Annotated in this window: 15 protein-coding genes; 12 read left to right on the forward strand and 3 right to left on the reverse strand. The window is 66.1% G+C overall.

Going from position 1 to position 15,976, the window contains the following annotated elements; translation table 11 throughout:
* Position 1: 1 nt before the first annotated feature.
* Complete coding sequence (locus E8A74_RS46395; protein WP_136935599.1) at positions 2–1,174, reverse strand: hypothetical protein; 1,173 nt, start codon at positions 1,172–1,174, stop codon at positions 2–4.
* Positions 1,175–1,270: 96 nt separating this feature from the next.
* The gene (locus E8A74_RS46400) at positions 1,271–1,708 is read right to left on the reverse strand and encodes a trypsin-like serine peptidase (protein WP_136935600.1); all 438 of its coding nucleotides are present in this window, start codon (positions 1,706–1,708) and stop codon (positions 1,271–1,273) included.
* Positions 1,709–1,868: 160 nt separating this feature from the next.
* Between E8A74_RS46400 and E8A74_RS46405 the strand changes: the two genes are divergently transcribed.
* On the forward strand, positions 1,869–2,444 hold the full coding sequence (locus E8A74_RS46405; protein WP_136935601.1) for a HEAT repeat domain-containing protein: 576 nt from the start codon (positions 1,869–1,871) through the stop codon (positions 2,442–2,444).
* A gap of 64 nt (positions 2,445–2,508) precedes the next feature.
* Here the strand turns inward: E8A74_RS46405 and E8A74_RS46410 are convergent, their stop codons facing one another.
* Complete coding sequence (locus tag E8A74_RS46410) at positions 2,509–7,014, reverse strand: eCIS core domain-containing protein (protein WP_170229893.1); 4,506 nt, start codon at positions 7,012–7,014, stop codon at positions 2,509–2,511.
* Positions 7,015–8,280: 1,266 nt separating this feature from the next.
* Between E8A74_RS46410 and E8A74_RS46415 the strand changes: the two genes are divergently transcribed.
* The 11 genes from E8A74_RS46415 (at position 8,281) to E8A74_RS46470 (ending at position 15,969) form a co-directional block, all read left to right on the forward strand.
* Positions 8,281–8,901 (forward strand): hypothetical protein, encoded by a 621-nt coding sequence (locus E8A74_RS46415; protein ID WP_136935603.1) that lies wholly within the window; start codon positions 8,281–8,283, stop codon positions 8,899–8,901.
* A 40-nt stretch (positions 8,902–8,941) separates the two neighbouring features.
* Entirely contained in the window at positions 8,942–10,474 is a 1,533-nt protein-coding gene (locus tag E8A74_RS46420; RefSeq protein WP_136935604.1) for a phage tail sheath family protein, read from the forward strand.
* Positions 10,475–10,482: 8 nt separating this feature from the next.
* Positions 10,483–10,992 carry a phage tail protein gene (locus tag E8A74_RS46425; protein WP_136935605.1) on the forward strand — a complete coding sequence of 170 codons (510 nt, stop codon included), beginning with the start codon at positions 10,483–10,485 and terminating at the stop codon, positions 10,990–10,992.
* 1 nt (position 10,993) lies between these two features.
* The gene (locus E8A74_RS46435) at positions 10,994–11,773 is read left to right on the forward strand and encodes a hypothetical protein (RefSeq protein ID WP_170229894.1); all 780 of its coding nucleotides are present in this window, start codon (positions 10,994–10,996) and stop codon (positions 11,771–11,773) included.
* Between the two features lie 219 nt (positions 11,774–11,992).
* On the forward strand, positions 11,993–12,697 hold the full coding sequence (locus E8A74_RS46440; protein ID WP_136935607.1) for a hypothetical protein: 705 nt from the start codon (positions 11,993–11,995) through the stop codon (positions 12,695–12,697).
* Between the two features lie 42 nt (positions 12,698–12,739).
* Positions 12,740–12,985 carry a hypothetical protein gene (locus tag E8A74_RS46445; RefSeq protein ID WP_136935608.1) on the forward strand — a complete coding sequence of 82 codons (246 nt, stop codon included), beginning with the start codon at positions 12,740–12,742 and terminating at the stop codon, positions 12,983–12,985.
* Positions 12,986–13,027: 42 nt separating this feature from the next.
* Positions 13,028–13,684 (forward strand): hypothetical protein, encoded by a 657-nt coding sequence (locus E8A74_RS46450; RefSeq protein WP_170229895.1) that lies wholly within the window; start codon positions 13,028–13,030, stop codon positions 13,682–13,684.
* A gap of 16 nt (positions 13,685–13,700) precedes the next feature.
* On the forward strand, positions 13,701–13,973 hold the full coding sequence (locus E8A74_RS46455; protein ID WP_136935610.1) for a LysM domain-containing protein: 273 nt from the start codon (positions 13,701–13,703) through the stop codon (positions 13,971–13,973).
* Positions 13,974–13,976: 3 nt separating this feature from the next.
* Complete coding sequence (locus E8A74_RS46460) at positions 13,977–15,122, forward strand: phage late control D family protein (RefSeq protein ID WP_136935611.1); 1,146 nt, start codon at positions 13,977–13,979, stop codon at positions 15,120–15,122.
* On the forward strand, positions 15,122–15,643 hold the full coding sequence (locus tag E8A74_RS46465) for a phage baseplate assembly protein V (protein WP_136935612.1): 522 nt from the start codon (positions 15,122–15,124) through the stop codon (positions 15,641–15,643). Before E8A74_RS46460 ends, E8A74_RS46465 begins: the two co-directional genes overlap by 1 nt.
* Positions 15,643–15,969: a hypothetical protein gene (locus tag E8A74_RS46470; protein ID WP_136935613.1), complete on the forward strand. Its 327-nt coding sequence runs from the start codon at positions 15,643–15,645 to the stop codon at positions 15,967–15,969. Before E8A74_RS46465 ends, E8A74_RS46470 begins: the two co-directional genes overlap by 1 nt.
* The last annotated feature ends 7 nt before the right edge of the window (positions 15,970–15,976 follow it).

The raw sequence follows: 15,976 nt of genomic DNA on the forward strand, positions 1-15,976 counted from the left end.
TTTAGCTGACGGGCGCGTAACAGCACACGGTCACGGCCTCCGCGAGGACGAGCTCTCCTTCCACCTCGCCGCCGCTCGGCGTGCACGTGCCCTTCGTGTACTCGAGGACCTCGGCGATCTTGCCCGCGAGCGCCGTGCCCGGCATGAAGTCGCGGCAAGGGGCGATCATGCCGGTGGAGACGTTCTCGGCCGACTCCTCGACCGTGCACATCGGCCCGCTGAAGATCCGGTACTTCACCTTGCACGAGCCACCACTCGGCGCATCACACGTGCAGGCCGAGCAAGCCCGGCTGTCGTCGACATGCGCGTAGAGGACGTGCCGCTCGCCGCCCCAGCCCTCGGGGCAGGTGTGCTCGCCGGCGCGCATGATGCACGAGGAGGAGCTTGGTGCGCCGGGCACGCACACCTTGCCGGGCTGGTCCACGCACGTCGGCGCTGGCTTGCCGCTGGTGCAGGCGCGGCCGATCGGGGTGGTCGGCCCGCCAGCCCACGCATGGGCAGGCGGAGGAACAGGATCGCTTACGAGGTGCGGCGTGCAGGGTTCCTCTTCGATGACCGGAGGCGAGACCGTGATCGAGCGGACGCACGGCACACCGCCGCAGAGGAGGCTTGCCGGGATCGACTTGTCCTGATTGCAGGTCCCGTCCCAGTTTGTCAGCGGATCGAAGTTTGTCTTGACACCACCACCCGGGCATGCGTGCGAGTCCACAGTCCACGTCTCTGGCAGCTTGCACGTCCCCTCGGGCGCGTCGCACGCGCATGCACCACACGAGGGCGCAGGCGGCGCGGGGATGCCTTCGAACGCGAGGATCGGAGCATCTCCGGAGCAGGGCGGGGGTTCCTCGGGCCACGACGACACGAACGCGATGTGTGCCCACGCATCCGGGGCAGGGGAGACGCAGGTACCACCTGCGCAGAGCGAGGCCGTCCCGCCTGCGCCGCCGTCGCCGCCCTCGCCGCCATCCGCGCCCGCGTCCGGCAAGCACTGGGGTGGCAGCGGCGGAGGGCCGTCCGGACAAGCTTCCGGAACAGGGCACGGACAGCACTCGTCCGTGACCGCCGGTCCGCAATCGTCTCCGATATTGGCCGGTCCGAAGCTGCACGCAACAACCATGCTGGCCGCCGCCGCAAACCCTGCCACGAGCACGAGCCCCACACGCAACGTCTGACGCATGACGCGCACGCTACCGCGGTTGCCAGGTGGGAGGCAAGCTCGGCGACAAACCTGAGGCGGGACGAGCCGGGAGACGACAAACGAACCGATGGATGCTCAGCGTGCCTGACGGAACACATCGATGATCCGATCGACGTGAATCCCCTCATTACGGAAAAACCGGTCTCCCGAGCCCGGCTCGGTGATCCAGCCTCCGCTGTGGTGCAGCGCCACGAGCCGCCAGTCCTTGTCGAACACGGGTGCTCCGGAGGAGCCGGGGAGCGTATCCGTCAGGTATTGCACGCGCCCATGGCCCACGTGGACCACGTGGTTGTGGAAAAACGAGAGCTGCTTCTGATCGCCGCCCGGGTGCTGGATGATGTTGACCCGGTCGTCGACGCGGACCTCGGCCGTTCGTAGCTCGATGGCGCCCCACCGCGCCGACGGGCTCCCCAAGACCTTCACGATCGTGCAGTCGTCCTCGCGGGAGGTGACGAAATAAGCATCGGGATCGAGCCGCAGCTCAGCGGCGGGGTCGCACGGCCGCTCGTTCACGCCGCGGTGGTGACTTCAACGTTCCCTGCACGGCGTTGCAGGGCGCTCCATGAAGCTGCGGGTGGAGGCCACGGCGCCAACGTGATAAACGTTGCGCATGATAGATCCTGTCACCGCTGATCTCGCGGCTTGCGTGCAGGCCCTCCGCGCGGATCCGATCTTGACCGAGAACACCCTGGGCATGATGGAGTTTTGCCGCGGTCTCCTGTCGCGTGGAGAATCAGGTCTCGCGCTGGTGCGCGCGGTCGTGCGAGACAGCAGCTACAAGGCACGGCTCCGTGCGTGCGCCGCGCGCGTCCTGAGCCCGCACCTGGAGCCGGCCGACGTCGAACATACTTGCTCGCTGCTGCTCTCGGGAAAGCCTATGACGCGCTACACGGCCGCGGTGGCCTTGTGCCGCACGGCGTCCCCTGCGTCCGTCGACGCGCTGATCGAGGCCCTGGACGACGACGAGCTCATCGCGGGCATGTATTGGGGTTTGCACGTGAGCGATGTTGCCGCGCTGGCGCTCACGCGCATCGGTGGAGCTGGCCAGCCTGCGCTTGCGGCCTGGGGCGAGAGGCGACGGCAAGAACTTCATCATCCCTCCTCTCGCCTGGTGGCCGCCTGTGCCCTTGCGCGGGTCGGAGATGCGCAGGGACACGCGGTCCTGGAAGAGCTCGTCACGACGCAAAATGACTACATGGCCAGTGATGTGCTCGAAGCTTTGCGTGAGGGCAGGGAAACATACTTGTAAGGCGTTTCGATGATTCCAATCGCGGAGCCCCCCCCCCACCGCGATTGCCGTCGCGTGGATACGACTACTTTATCCGTGTCTTCCCGTGGACCGTCGGTCTTTCGACGTTGCGTGCGAGGAGGCCCTCGTAGTCGATCGACGTGATGATGCGAACACCCATGCCGGTCTCCGGATCCGTGCCAGGGTACCCCGTGAACACCGTGGTGTCGGTATTCTCCAATTTGGAGCCGGTGAAGATCCGCTCGTCGTAGAGCACGAGTGCCGGTCCAGCTTCGCCAGTATACACAGTTGCCGTTCCGATTTGCTGGCCCTTCGAGAGGACGGGAACCGCTCGATTCTTGTGTGCGTTCCATTTCTCTCCTAGTGGGCTTCTCGCGCGAATCTGTCTGCGAAACCCGTCGTACGCCGTCTCCCATTGCGATGGCATGAGGGTGGCTAGAATACGATTGGCCTCACTGCCCATGACGGGACTCTTGTCCGGTGTCAGAAACGGAACGTTGTCAGGCGCCTTCAGTTTCCACTGGCCATTGGTATCTACGACGTACTGTTCGCCCGGCAGAGGCGGAGGATAACCGTCTTTCACCGCCTGGCGATTCAGTTGATCGGAATTCCAATGCCGAAAGTGTTTTCGCCTGGATGTCGGCGAGGTTTCCCGGGGGACGAGGTTTATCTTCCCTGATGTCGGGTCCCTCTTGCCCGATGGGTCGACCATCATCGGGTTCTCCGGTGTGCTGCCCGGCTTGATGTAGAGCTGGTACGCTCCCTTGTCGTTCGGATCCTGCGTGTAGAAGTGGCCCTCGGGTGCGGGCGTGTACTCCGTGAGGGGCGTCTTCTTGATCTCGGACCCATCGAACTTCGCCGCGACGAAGTCCGGACCTGCCTCGAAGTTCGTGAGCTTCTCCTCGTGCTCACGCACCTGCGCGCGTAGGTCCTCGAGGAGCTTGTTGTGCTTCTCTTCCTGAGCGGCGTCGAACTTCTTTCCGGTCGACTCGTTCCCGCGTATCTCGTGGCTGTACGACTGGATGAGATGCGCGAGCTTTGCGAGCTCCATCGCCGAATAAAAGGCCTGCGAGCGCCAGGGCTGGCTGCCCGGATCCTTGGGGTCGGGCTTGCCCGAGAGCAACGCTCCGGCTCGATTGATCGCATGACGGACCCGGCCCGACAGGCCCATGTAACGGAGCAACATCTTCGCCGCGACGGCGTGGCCGACGATCATCTTCGTGTCGGCACGGACGCCGGCAACCACGTAAATGTCCCTGATCAACCCGTAGGCGTCGAACTCGGGGACGGCCATGGCGTCCAGCGGCCCCACCGATTCCGACCGATAGACAGGGATCTCCCTTCCCGTGGCCATCTTCAACAGGGAATGCACCGTCGGATCGGCGCGACGCCCCGGGACGTGCGGCGCTTGTTCGCCGCCGCGCGCCTTAGCGTTTTTCCCCTCCATCACGAGGTGGTGCCCGGCGGCAATCCCGAGATTCAGCAAATGAGAGCCGAGGAGCTCCATGATCTGCGCCCGACGAATGCTGTCGGGCAGCAATTCATCTTCGGAGATCGTCTTGATCTGCGCATAGAGATCGGCACCGGCCACGGCGACGCTCAGCCCGTCGAGGCCGAAGCCGAAGATCATCAAGCCGAGCTGGCCACCTGCGGAAACCGGGATCAGCTTGAGGCTGGCCGCCGCCCGCACGGCGCCGACCGGGGCGCTGAGGACGTTGATCACGTCCATCCACATGCTGAGATCGTTCGCGCGCAGCGTCCCCAGGGCAGCGCGGTCGGCCAGTCGATAGGCCGAGGGAATGGCGCCGACGACGCCGACCGGTATCATGATGGAGAGCATCACGCCGGGCGCGAGGAACGGCGCGGCGGCCACCGTGGCCACGGAGATCGCCAGCGTGATGTTCTCGATGCTCTCCAACGTCAGCGCGGACAGGTCCTTCTCGATGCGAATCGTCCGCGTCGTTCCGGCCCCGCCGAACTCCCCTGCCATGTACGGAGGGATGTAGAGCGTACAGGATCCACGGCCATACCCGTGGTCGCTCTCGAGCAGCTTCGTCGCCGCGTCGACGATGGCGTCCTCGCGGTTCTCCCTGGGGGCGCCCACCGCGAAGCTGCTTTTCTTGGTGGTGGAGTCGAGCACGGCATAGACGAGTTGGTCCCCGTCCGCGGGGCGCTCCACGGCCTCGAGGAGGAGGCGGTGCGTGACGCCGTTGCGCCCCACGAGCGCCGCCGTGAGGCGCACGGGCGGCTCCAGGGACGCGCCTTCGTTTTCGCTCTCGAGGCCGAGGAGCCGCGCCTGGCGCAACATGAGGATCTCGTCGATGTCGGCGATACGCTGGGTCAGCGCCTCGATTTCCTTCGAATCCGGCGCGGGCGCGTCCGGCTTCGAATCGGTCGCGCTCGTTTCATCGGTCTTCCGGCTCTGGAGCTCGGTGAGGCGGCGATCCAGCATCGCGCGCTCGCGGAACAGCACGGGCAACGCGTCGCCATGGAGCGTCTGGCGAATGTCCTCGAACTCGCTGAGCAGCGCCATCCTGGTTTCGGGGGCCATCGATTTGTCGTTGCTGAAGAGCTCCTTGTGGAGGTCCTGGAAGCGGCCTTCCTCCTCGAACATCGCCCGCACATCGGCATCGACCCGCAGCTTGGACATCTCCGCGGACGGTCGCACCCATACCGGCATCCACGCGACGCTCGGGGCGCGCTCGATGACACGACCCTCAACGGCCATCGGCGACGCGATGCAGCGGACGATGTAGAGGCCGCTCTTCTTGAAGGGCAGGGCGTGCGCATACGACGGCTCGGCCAGGGTCTGGATGCCCGCTCGCACGAACGTCCCGATCGGCCGCAGGATCGCGTTGAGGGAGACCAGGGTAGCGGCGCCGATGCCCGGGACACCGATATCGAAGATGAGCGCCTGGAGCGCGCGCTGGATATCGACCGCGTTGTCGTCCATGTCGCGCCCGAGCCGCTGCCAGAGCACCGCGCCCATGCCGGGCGCCTCCCCTTTGGCCTCGAGATCGAGCGCCGTTTGCGCGAGCTTCTTGATGTCGTTCTCGGGGACCTCGAGGAGCTGCCACTCATAGTTGAAGAACGTGGTCGCCGATTCCATCAGGCTGCTGATGTGAAGCTGCATGAAGAAGGTGGCGTCCGAGCCCTCCGGCAGGTCAAAGAACTGCTGATCGAGCGCGGGATAACTCATCAGGCTGGAGGGCAACGGCGGCATCGTCGCCTTCACGGGCCCGTCGAGCAGGTGATCCTCGCCCTCCGCGTCGACGAGCCGCACCTTCATCCGCAGAGCGAAATCCAGAAGCAGCTTCTTGCGGACCTCGTGGTTGTCCACGTCGAGCGCCTCCACGGCGAGCTTCGGCGCCCTCTCGATGTCCAGGAGGAGCTCGGCCGCGAGGTACTCGTCCGGCACGCTGTTCGCGGGCGCGGGCTCGTACACCCCGGAAGCCAGGGGGCGGACAGGGGGCATTCGCCACAACGCGCGGTACGCGGGCTCGTCCACCAGGCCCGGGTCCTGGCGAATGCCGTCGACGGCGTACGCGGGCAACAGCAGGGTGTCACGAATCGCATCCTGCGTTCGGCTCATCCGGCCCGCCAGTCTCTTCTGGTTCACCAGTCCGGGCTTCCGGGCGTCGATGAAATCCCTCAAGAGCCCCCGATGGCTCAGAATCACGCGGAGGAAGATCGACTCCGTGTACCAGGGCGGGAAGGCGAGCGCGTACCGGAGCTTCTCCCAGGCTCCCCGCGCGTCGTCGACGGCCAGGATGTAGGCGACCCGCTCCTCCTCGAGGGCGAGCTCGATGCCTCGGGCGAGGAGCCATTTGACCAATTTTTGCGGGATCGACTTGTAGAGAGCGAAAGGGGGAGCAAGCTGCGCCACCGGCGTCTCTGCCTGCATGCCCACGACCGAGAAGCCCTCCTGCCGCAACGCCTGGTACGCCTCGACGGCGAGGCGGGGGCTGTAGCGCTTCTTGCCGACGAGATGCCATAACGCGGCAGCCGTCATCTGGAGCTGCTTGTTGGGACCGGCGAGCCATCGCGAGCCCGGCTCCGGCGTGAAGTAAAGTCCCTCGATCCGCACCTTCATCGAGGTGAGCATCGGCTCGGCGAGAAGATCCTCCACGTCTCCCGTCACGGCGTCGTTGTCCGCCGCGGGCCCCGGCCCGAGCGGGGCCAAGGGGCGACTCACAGCCGCGCCTCGCGCGTGTGCCTGGCCGAGTTGCGCAGCCTCGGCTTCGGCAGCCAGCCGCGCCCGTGGGCCCGCTCCGCCCACGGGCGCGGCGTTTCGCGCCTGTGCCAGATGGGCGAGCTCGTGCGCGAGGACGTATCGCCCCGTATCCGTTCGCGGGTCGACCTTCGTGGGATGCAGATACACGACGCCGCTGTCCACGAGCCCTCGGGCCCCGCGCGATTCGAGCTGCCGCTGGGCCTCGCCATCCGCCCGCACCTTCACGCCCCCCGGCTCGATCCCGAATGCCGACGCGAGTGTCTGGATCTCGCGCGGCATGGCCGCATTCAGCGCCGAATCCGTAGCCGGATCGGACTCTTCCGCCGTGGAGCTCACCCCATCGACTCCGCGCGCATGTGCGGAGCTGCTCGAAGCGTTCGCAGGGGATGCCTTGCGGCTGGGATAGACTTGCCAAGAGGGAGAGAGCCTCCATGCCACAGGCGTCCAGGGCTGGGCCATGGTGGGCATTTCGCTCGACAGCTCGGGCACGCCCCGCCCCGAAGCAGGCGCCTGTCGCCGCGAGACATCCGTTTTTTGCACCGGGGAAGGGATGGCTGCTCGCGATTTTCGCTCGAAGGTGGACATGCTGTGGCCTCCAGTGGCGCTTGCTCCAAGGATACCGCACGACGGGCGAAATGGGCAGCTCCCATTCGCATGAACCGCGCCGCGCACGTGCGACGATGGGAGAGGAAACCTATCGTCACACGCGATAGCAACAACTCGAACCACACGGTGACCGCCCTGCCGCGCACCGCATACGTCTCCGGCGCCGTCACGTGCAGGCGTGGGATTCGTGCTTCGTCGACCACGGAGGCCGCGTCCCCCTGCTGCGGGAGCCTTCCTCCTTCTCTACGCCCCCATCGCCGCCACGCGGTCGTCAAAGGCCGTGCCAGCCTCCAAGCAGCAGCCACTCCTTATATAATAGATAGCCTCCCTCCACGGTCGCCCAGAAGGCGGTGCCGCCAGCCCGCGAATACACGTTCGCGCTCCTTTCGAGGACGCCCTCGCCGGTCGTCCCATGACGCCCTGCGACGCAAGATCCGCTCCGCAACCCCTGAGGAACGAACCCAGCAGCAAAATCGCAACGGCAAGGAAGAATGCGCCGCGTGACGAGGTTCTCGAATGCATGAGCCGCCCTCCGTACGCTGCCGCGGAGACCGCTCTCCTCATTGATGAGCCCAGCCAACGCACGAGTGAAGCGCACATCACCCCACGGACTGTGCAAAGTATTTTTGGGTACGCACGTTAAATTCACCAAAAATGGGGTTGCATTGATGGGTTGATATGTTGTAGTCTACACCCCGTCCGAGACGGAAGAAGGGAGTGCTACGGCCCGGTGGTCGCCCCCCCTGGTGGCCTTCCCTTCCATTCAAGGAGGGTCTCATGTCGCTAACGACCGCCGTTGCGTATGGTCCGATTAGCTTTCTTACGACGGGAGGGCAACAATTGCTCATTCCCGTGACTGCATTCGGGTTCGACACGAATGGTCAGATCCAATTCGTCACGCCCGATTCACCTTATTCGGCAGCGTTGAATTGGCTCAATCATCTGTACGAAACCGGCTATATCAGGCCGGGAAAGGCGCCCGCTCCAAGCCTGGCAATGGTGATTCGCGCAGCGGATCCCGGGGCGTGGGGCAATCAGATCCAGATCAAGGTGACCGCCGCGGAGGAGACGTTCGACCTCGAGGTCACGGCAACGATGACGTATACGAACGTCTTGCGCGAGACGCTCCTCGATGAGCTCGGGACCGAGACGCGGCCGGGCTCCAAGCCGGGGCTCGTCCGCTTTCGTGACGCCGATTTGCCGCTCGTTCTCCCGGCCGCGCTGGCGGGGGCTTCCCTGGCCGGCGGGACGAATGCCACCCCTGTCCCGGCCGCCGCCACGAGCGGCACGCAGATCCGCAAGTACGGCGAGGATGTCGCCGCCTTCCAGCTTGTGGCGCGGAAGCCCGGCTCGCGTGGGAACGACATCGACATCGTTATCGAGAATGTCGTGAGCGCCGACGGCACCTTCTCGCTCAAGGCCGTCTGGAACGTCAAGTTGACCGCGCTCAATCCGACCACCGTGGGCATCTTGACCACGATCAACGACGCATTCGGCTACGTGGTCTCGGTCGCGGCGCCCGTCGGCGGCTCGCTCGGCATCCCGCAGACCAGCACGTTCAACCTGACGGGCGGCACCGACGCGACCAAGGCTTCGGCGAGCCCCATCACGCAATAGGCCTGAACCCCTACCGCATCCAGAAGTCGAGGGTCCCGTCATGCCGGTCACCACGAGTTACCCTGGTATCTACATCGAAGAGTTGCCGAGCACCTCGCGCACCATCGCGGCTGCTCCCACCTCGATCACGGTCTTCATTGGCTACACGCACCCGTTCAAGACGAAGCAATTCGACAAGCCAGTCCGAATCTTCAGCTTCGCCGATTACGAGCGCGAGTTCGGAGGTCTTTACCGGAACGTGTACCTGGACAACAGCGTCCCGTACGCCGTCCAGCAATTTTTCCTGAACGGCGGCTCCGATGCCTATGTCATCGGTCTGAAGCCCCAGCTCCATCCGCCGGCGCCCGAGTCCGTCACCCCCTTCCCGAAGGCGCAGGCGAGCATCGGCACGACTGCCGTCCTCCGGGCCCTCGAGCCCACGGATGCCTCGTCGCCGATGACGGCGTCGGTCAGCAATCTCGATGCCGTGGAGAACGTCGCCGACATCACGATCTCGTACGGGAGCCGCGTGGAGGTGTTCCGTGGGGTCAAGCTCGTCAAGAAAGCTGGCGATGCGGTGAACAGCATCGAAGTGCGGCTCGCCGGCTCCTCGTTGGTGGAGCTCGTCGAGGCAGCGGCTTACGGGACGTATGTGTCGACGTCGACGCCGGTGCTGTTCCAATACGCGGTCGTGCCCAATCCGAGCGCGACGACGTTCTCGGACGGTGATTTCCTGCCGGTCTTCGGCGATGGACAGTTGCTCGACAAGGTCGACATCTTCAACCTGATGGTGATCCCCGGCGTGGCCCATCAAACCATCCTGAGCCATGCGCTCACGTTCTGCGAGCGCAAGCAGGCATTCCTGATCGTGGATGCGCCGTCGAACTACAAGGTCAAGGACATCGTGGACGATCCGACCGTGCTCGACGTCATTCCCAAGAGCACGAACGGCGCGATGTATTTCCCCTACCTCAACTCGCTCGATCCCCTCACCGGCAGCACCATTTTCATTCCCCCGAGCGGCACCGTCGCCGGCGTCTTCGCGCGCACCGACACGAACCGCGGCGTCTGGAAGGCTCCCGCCGGGCTCGAGACCACCCTGCGCAACGTGAGCGGCGTCGTCGACGACGGGCGCATGACCGACAAGCAGGCCGGTGTCTTGAACGACCACTCGCTCAATGCCATCCGCACCTTCCCTGGGGTCGGCTCGGTCGTCTTCGGCGCGCGCACGCTCGTCGCGAACAACCTGTCGTTCCAGCAGTGGAAGTACGTATCGGTCCGGCGCATGGCGCTCTTCATCGAGCAGACCCTCTACCGGAACCTCGGATGGGCGATCTTCGAGCCCAATGACGTCCCGCTCTGGACCGCCCTGCGCACCAGCGTCGAGGCCTTCATGCTCTCGCTCTTCCGGCAGGGCGCCTTCCAGGGGACCAAGCCGAGCGAGGCGTTCCTCGTTCAGTGCGATTCCTCCACCACCACGCAGGCGGATATCGACCTCGGGAGGGTCAACCTCATCGTCGGCTTCCGGCCCCTCAAGCCGGCGGAGTTCGTCATCGTCAAGATCTCGCAGCTCGCCGGCCAGGCGCAGGCGTAGGAGAACCCATGGGCAAGCCTTTCGCGATCAACACCCGCCGGTACGATCCCTACAAAGCGTACCGGTTTCTCGTCTACCTGGGCGAGTCGACCGCGCCCGTCGCCGGCGTCAGCAAGGTGGGCGGTCTCAAGCGCTCCTCCGACGTCATCGAATACAAGGAGGGCGGGAGCGCCCTCATCCTGAAGGGCCTCGGCCGCACCAAGTACGAGCCCGTCACGCTGGAGCGCGGCATCACGCACGACAAGGATTTCGAGGAATGGGCCAACGCCGCGCAGGTCCTCGACAAGGGCGCGCCCTCGCAGTCGCTCGACAAGCTCCGCAGGGAGGTGCGCATCGAGCTCCTCAACGAGGCCGGCCAGCCGGTGCACCGCTACGTCCTCCACGACTGCTGGGTATCGGAATACCAAGCCATGCCCGAGCTCGACGCGGGTGGCAATGCGGTGGCCATCGAGACCATCAAGCTCGAGCACCACGGCTGGGAGCATGACCTGAGCCTGACCGAGCCAAAGGAGATCTGAGTTGATCGGCTTCCGCCTTCCCGTCAGCGAGCTCCGCGTCACGCTGCGCCAGCCCGGAGGTGCCGAGGACATGCTCCTCGCCGAGGCCTCCGACTGCGACGTGGGGCTCGCGCTCGCGCTCGCCTCCGCCCTCGCACGATCTGCGCAGGGCGAGGCGATCGCCTGGGAGGCGCTGCCCCTCACGGATCTCGACGCCACCCTGCTCCGCATCCGGCAAATGGTGATTGGAGATCTTGTGCGCACGGATATCCAATGCCCGGCGGAGGGGTGCGGCGAGCGCATCGACATCGCATTCCGCGTCACCGATTACCTCGCCCACCACCAGCCTCGCAAGCCGCGGGGGATCGAGCGCGACCACGAGCCGGGCTGGTTTCGGATGACGAACCCTGACGTATCCTTCCGCCCCCCCTCGGGCGCCGATCAGCTCGCCATTGCAGACGAGCCCGAGGGGGTCCGCTTGCTCGCCGAGCGCTGCATCCGGCCCGCAGATGCTCCGGCGCGTGTACGACGGCGCGTCGAAGCTGCCATGGAGGCGCTCGCCCCCAGCCTCTACGGCGAGCTCGATGGCACCTGCCCCGTGTGCGCCGCGACGGTGCGCATTCCCTTCGACCCGCAGCGTTACGTGCTCCTCGAGCTCCGCGCGCAGGCCACCTCCCTGTACGAGGAGGTCCACCTGCTCGCGGGCCATTACAAGTGGTCCGAGCAGGACATCCTCGCCTTGCCCAGGCTCCGACGAACCCGTTATGCCGAGCTCATCCACGCGGAAAGGAGCGCAGGATAGATGGCCAAGGGTTCCTATCTCGGCGCCATTGCCCGTCGCGCGCGCGCGGACGCCCCTTCGCTCATGCCGCCTCGGCGCTTCCCGCCCGCGCGAGGCGCCGAGCGTATGCCTGTGGCCTCGGCGGAGCCGGAGGTCCGGCGACCTCAGCCGCCCCGCGCAATCGCACCGGCTGCCGCGGATGCGCAGGATGTTTCGCCGTCGCCGCATGACACGGTGCCCATGGAATCCCCATGGCCCGGGGTTCTCGATGCATCCATTCCGAGGCCGCGGCCTGCAGCCCCCGAGCCTGGCATCACGGTCGGCGAATCCGTCGTGGCGCCATCACGGCCGGCACCTGCATTGCGATCGCCGGCGCCGAAGCTCCGCGGCGCCCCGCCCGAGGGGGAGCCCCGCGACACGAGCACACCGCCGCCCGCGGCCGCGCCCGCGCCGCCGGAGGTGCCGGGGCCTGCCACGCGGCCGCAGCCCCGCACCCCCGCCGCCGCCAATCCCATGGCTGCTGTCGGCGCAGCATTGCATGCTGCAATGCAATGGGTTTCGCAGCCCGCGCCGGAGGCGCACGGCCCGCGCCCGTTCCCTCCTTCGACCGCGGCGCAATCCTCCGTGCCCATGGCGTCGCCCGAGCCCCGGGCCGAGCCTCCTGGGGCCTCGCGCGTGCCCGACGCGCCGCCCCGCGCCCGTGCGCAGGTCCTCACGCGCCCGCCGGGCGAGCCGCTCCCCCGGCCGGCGTTGCCGAAGGCCACGAGCGGACGATCGATTCATATCGGCACCATCGAGGTGCATGTCGCGCCCCCCCCGCCGCCGCCCGCGGCCCCGTCCCCGAATCGCCGGGAGGAGCGGCGCGCGGCGTCGGAGACCACGAATGTAGCGCCGACGCTGCTCTCACGCGGCCTCACGACGACGATCGGCCTGCGGCAAGGATGATGCATGGAAGCGGCCCCGAAAGGCCGCTGAGGAGATGTCACGATGCAGGAGGTCCACATCGACCGGCTCGTCTTGAAGCTCTCGGGCCTGACCGAGGACGAGGGGCGGCGCCTCGCCATGAAGGTATCCGAGGGGCTCGCAGCGGCCGACATTCCGAATGCTGCCGTCGAGAACCCCGGCGCTCTGCGGCTCGACCTGCGAGCTTCGCCGCGGGAGCAGAGCGACGTCGACTCGCTCGCGCACCACATCGTCAGCGGTATCGTACGGGAGCTGTCTCGCTCGGCATGACGGCCGTGAAGGAAGGGAGTTGAGAGCATGCCGGGTTATTTCATGAAGGGCGCGTTGGTCCAGCTCGCCAAGAAGGGGCCGATCCCCGTGCCCAATTTGATCATGTTCCAGTACAACCCGGAGACCATCGAGCACACGTGGGATCAGCCCGATGGAGGGGGCGGCGGCTCCAAGCCTGGCTCCTATTCCAATCCGCAGGCGGCCTCGGGAAAGCCGGGCGAGTCGTTCTCGTTCACGCTCCAGATGGACGCGAACGATCAGATCGCCGAGGGGAGCCGCATCGCCGCCATTTCGGGCGTCTACACGAGGCTCGCTGCCCTGGAGATGCTGATCTTTCCGGTCGAGGTCAAGGAAGAGCTCGTCGGCGCGACCGGAGCGAAGAATGCGTGCGAGGTGCCGCAATTCCTCCTCCCCACCGTCCTCTTCGTTTGGGGCCCGGGGCGCATCCTGCCCGTACGCGTGACGAGCCTCAGCGTGACCGAAAAGCTCTTCGACAAGATCCTCAACCCCACCCAGGTGGAGGCGAAGATCGGGCTCCGCGTGCTCACGCCCGAGGAGCTCGCGGTCGCAGATCAGGCCCACGACCCGCTCGCCAAGGTCGGCATGGTCGCCTACTCGTACTCGCATGGCCTTCGCCAGGCCCTCGCAATCGCGAACCTGGCCAATGCCAAAGGGGACGTCGGCATGCTGCCGTTCTGATTGGAGGATATGGATCATGTTCTCGCCCGGAAGCCGTTACGCCAAGGAAACCACATATACCGTGCAGACCAAGCGCGGCGTCGTGACCGCGACGACGATCCCGCTGCCGCGGCAGCCCCAGCTCCTCGGCTTTCATCGGAGGCTCGAAGGTGAGCGCCTCGACTACATCGCCACGCGCCATCTCTCGGACCCGACGGCTTTTTATCGTCTCTGCGACGTGAGCGGCACCATCGCGCCGGACGCTCTCGCCGCGCGTGAGCTCGTGGGCGTCCCTGTCACGGGTACTTGAGACATGGCAAACGCGCTTCAAATCCTCACGGACGGCGTGGAGGCGGGTGAAGATTCGCTCTGCAAGTCCTTCGGCTCCATCGAGATCGAGGAGAGCGTCGACCTGCCCGGGGCCATCGAGATCTCGCTCCCGCTCGACGGCACGCCCGCTGGCGATCTGACGCGCTTGACGGACCCATCGATCCAGCCCTACGCCAATCTCTGCCTCGTGGCGACGGCCGAGGAAAAGCCGCCGGAGTGCATCTTCGACGGATACGTTCTTTCCCACAAGATCCACATGGAGACGGGGACGACGAGCTCCACCCTGAAGGTATGGGGTCAGGACGCCTCCTGGCTCATGAACCTGGACGAGAGGGCCCGTGAATGGATCGGCATGACCGACGGCGGTGTGGCGAACGAGATCTTCAAGGAATACGGCATCACGCCTGCGTCCGAGAATACCGAGGATGACTCGCCGGCGCACACGGAGTCCGGCCACACGCTGATGCAGCGAGCCACGGACATCCAGTTCCTGAAGCAGCTCGCTCGCCGCAACGGCAAGCTTTGCCGCGTGGCTTGCGCGGATCGTCCCGGCGCGCGCATCGGCTATTTCGGAAAACCCGACCTCGCGGCCGCGCCCGCCGTGACCCTCACGCTGAATCCCTCGACCACGGCCACGGTGCACGCGCTCGATTTCGAGTGGGACGTGGCGAGGCCTAGTGAAGTTGCCGCGCAGCAGGCTTTGTTCAGCGACCCCGACCCGAGCGCCGCGCGCGTGGAGACCAAGGACAGCGGATTGCCCTTGCTGGAGGCACGGGGGCTCTCGGACTTCATTTCCCCAGGGCTCGGCAGCATCCAGGCGATGGGCGACCGCAAACCCAAGGCCTTGTTGACGACGACGGTCGACGACGCAGGCGAGCTCGCCCTGCGCGCGCGTTCGCTGCTCCGGGAGGCCGGCTTTTTCGTTCGTTGCAAAGGCGAAGCCGACGTCTCGCAGCTCAAGGCCGTCTTGCGCGCGGGGATGGTCGTACAGATCGACGGGGCCGGCAGCATCCACTCGGGCAAATACTTCGTCTGGAGCGTACGCCACACGATCCAGCCGAGGAGCCACAAGATGAGCTTCGTCCTGGTACGCAATGCGGTCGGTTCGCCGCCGCCCGGAGGCGCGTGATGCTGAACGAGCAGGCGATCCTGGACATCCTCGACCGGATCCGAAACAGGTTTTACGGAAAATACCGCGGCATCGTCGTCGAGGTCGAGCAGGGCGGGCGAGGTCGCATCAAGGCGAAGGTCCCTGCTGTGCTCGGCGAGACGATCACGGGCTGGTGTTCGCCTTGCGTGCCCTATGCAGGGCCCGACGCAGGCATCACCTTCCTGCCCGAGGAAGGCTCGGGGGTGTGGATCGAATTCGAGGGCGGAGACGTTTCCTACCCCATCTGGAGCGGGTGCTACTGGCACGACGGCGAGATGCCCGCCGACGCCGCGCCGGCAAAGAAGGTGATCCGCACGGCGGCGGGTCACCAGTTCCTCTTCGATGGGAGCTCGCTGCTCCCATCACTCACCATCACGGATCCCAACGGCAATCGTGTCACGCTGGACGCGATAGGGGTGACGATCAGCCGGAGCGCCGGGAAAATCGAGGTCCTCGAAGCGGCCGTCAAGGTCAACGACGACGGCATGGTGGTGACGTGATGGGCGCGTTCCTCACCGAATCGAGCTTGCTCTTGTGCCCGCATTTTGGAAGGGTCAAAACGACGGCCCCCGCCGTGCGTGCGCAAGCGGTGCAGGGCACCCTTCTTCACGCCGCCGACGCCACGCTCGTGGAGGGCTGCGTACTTCAGACGTCGAACGGGCCCCATCCGTGCGTCACCGTCGTCTGGTCGGAGCCGACGACGAGGTGCGTCGTGGGAGGACAACCCGTGCTCACGGAGAGCAGCACGGGCCGCTGTTTTGCGGCCGATGGCACGCCCCAGGGCACGGTGATCGTGAGCTCGCAGCAGAAGGCAAGGGGGCAATGAGGTGGTC

The sequence above is a fragment of the Polyangium fumosum genome (assembly GCF_005144585.1).
Taxonomy (GTDB): domain Bacteria; phylum Myxococcota_A; class Polyangia; order Polyangiales; family Polyangiaceae; genus Polyangium; species Polyangium fumosum.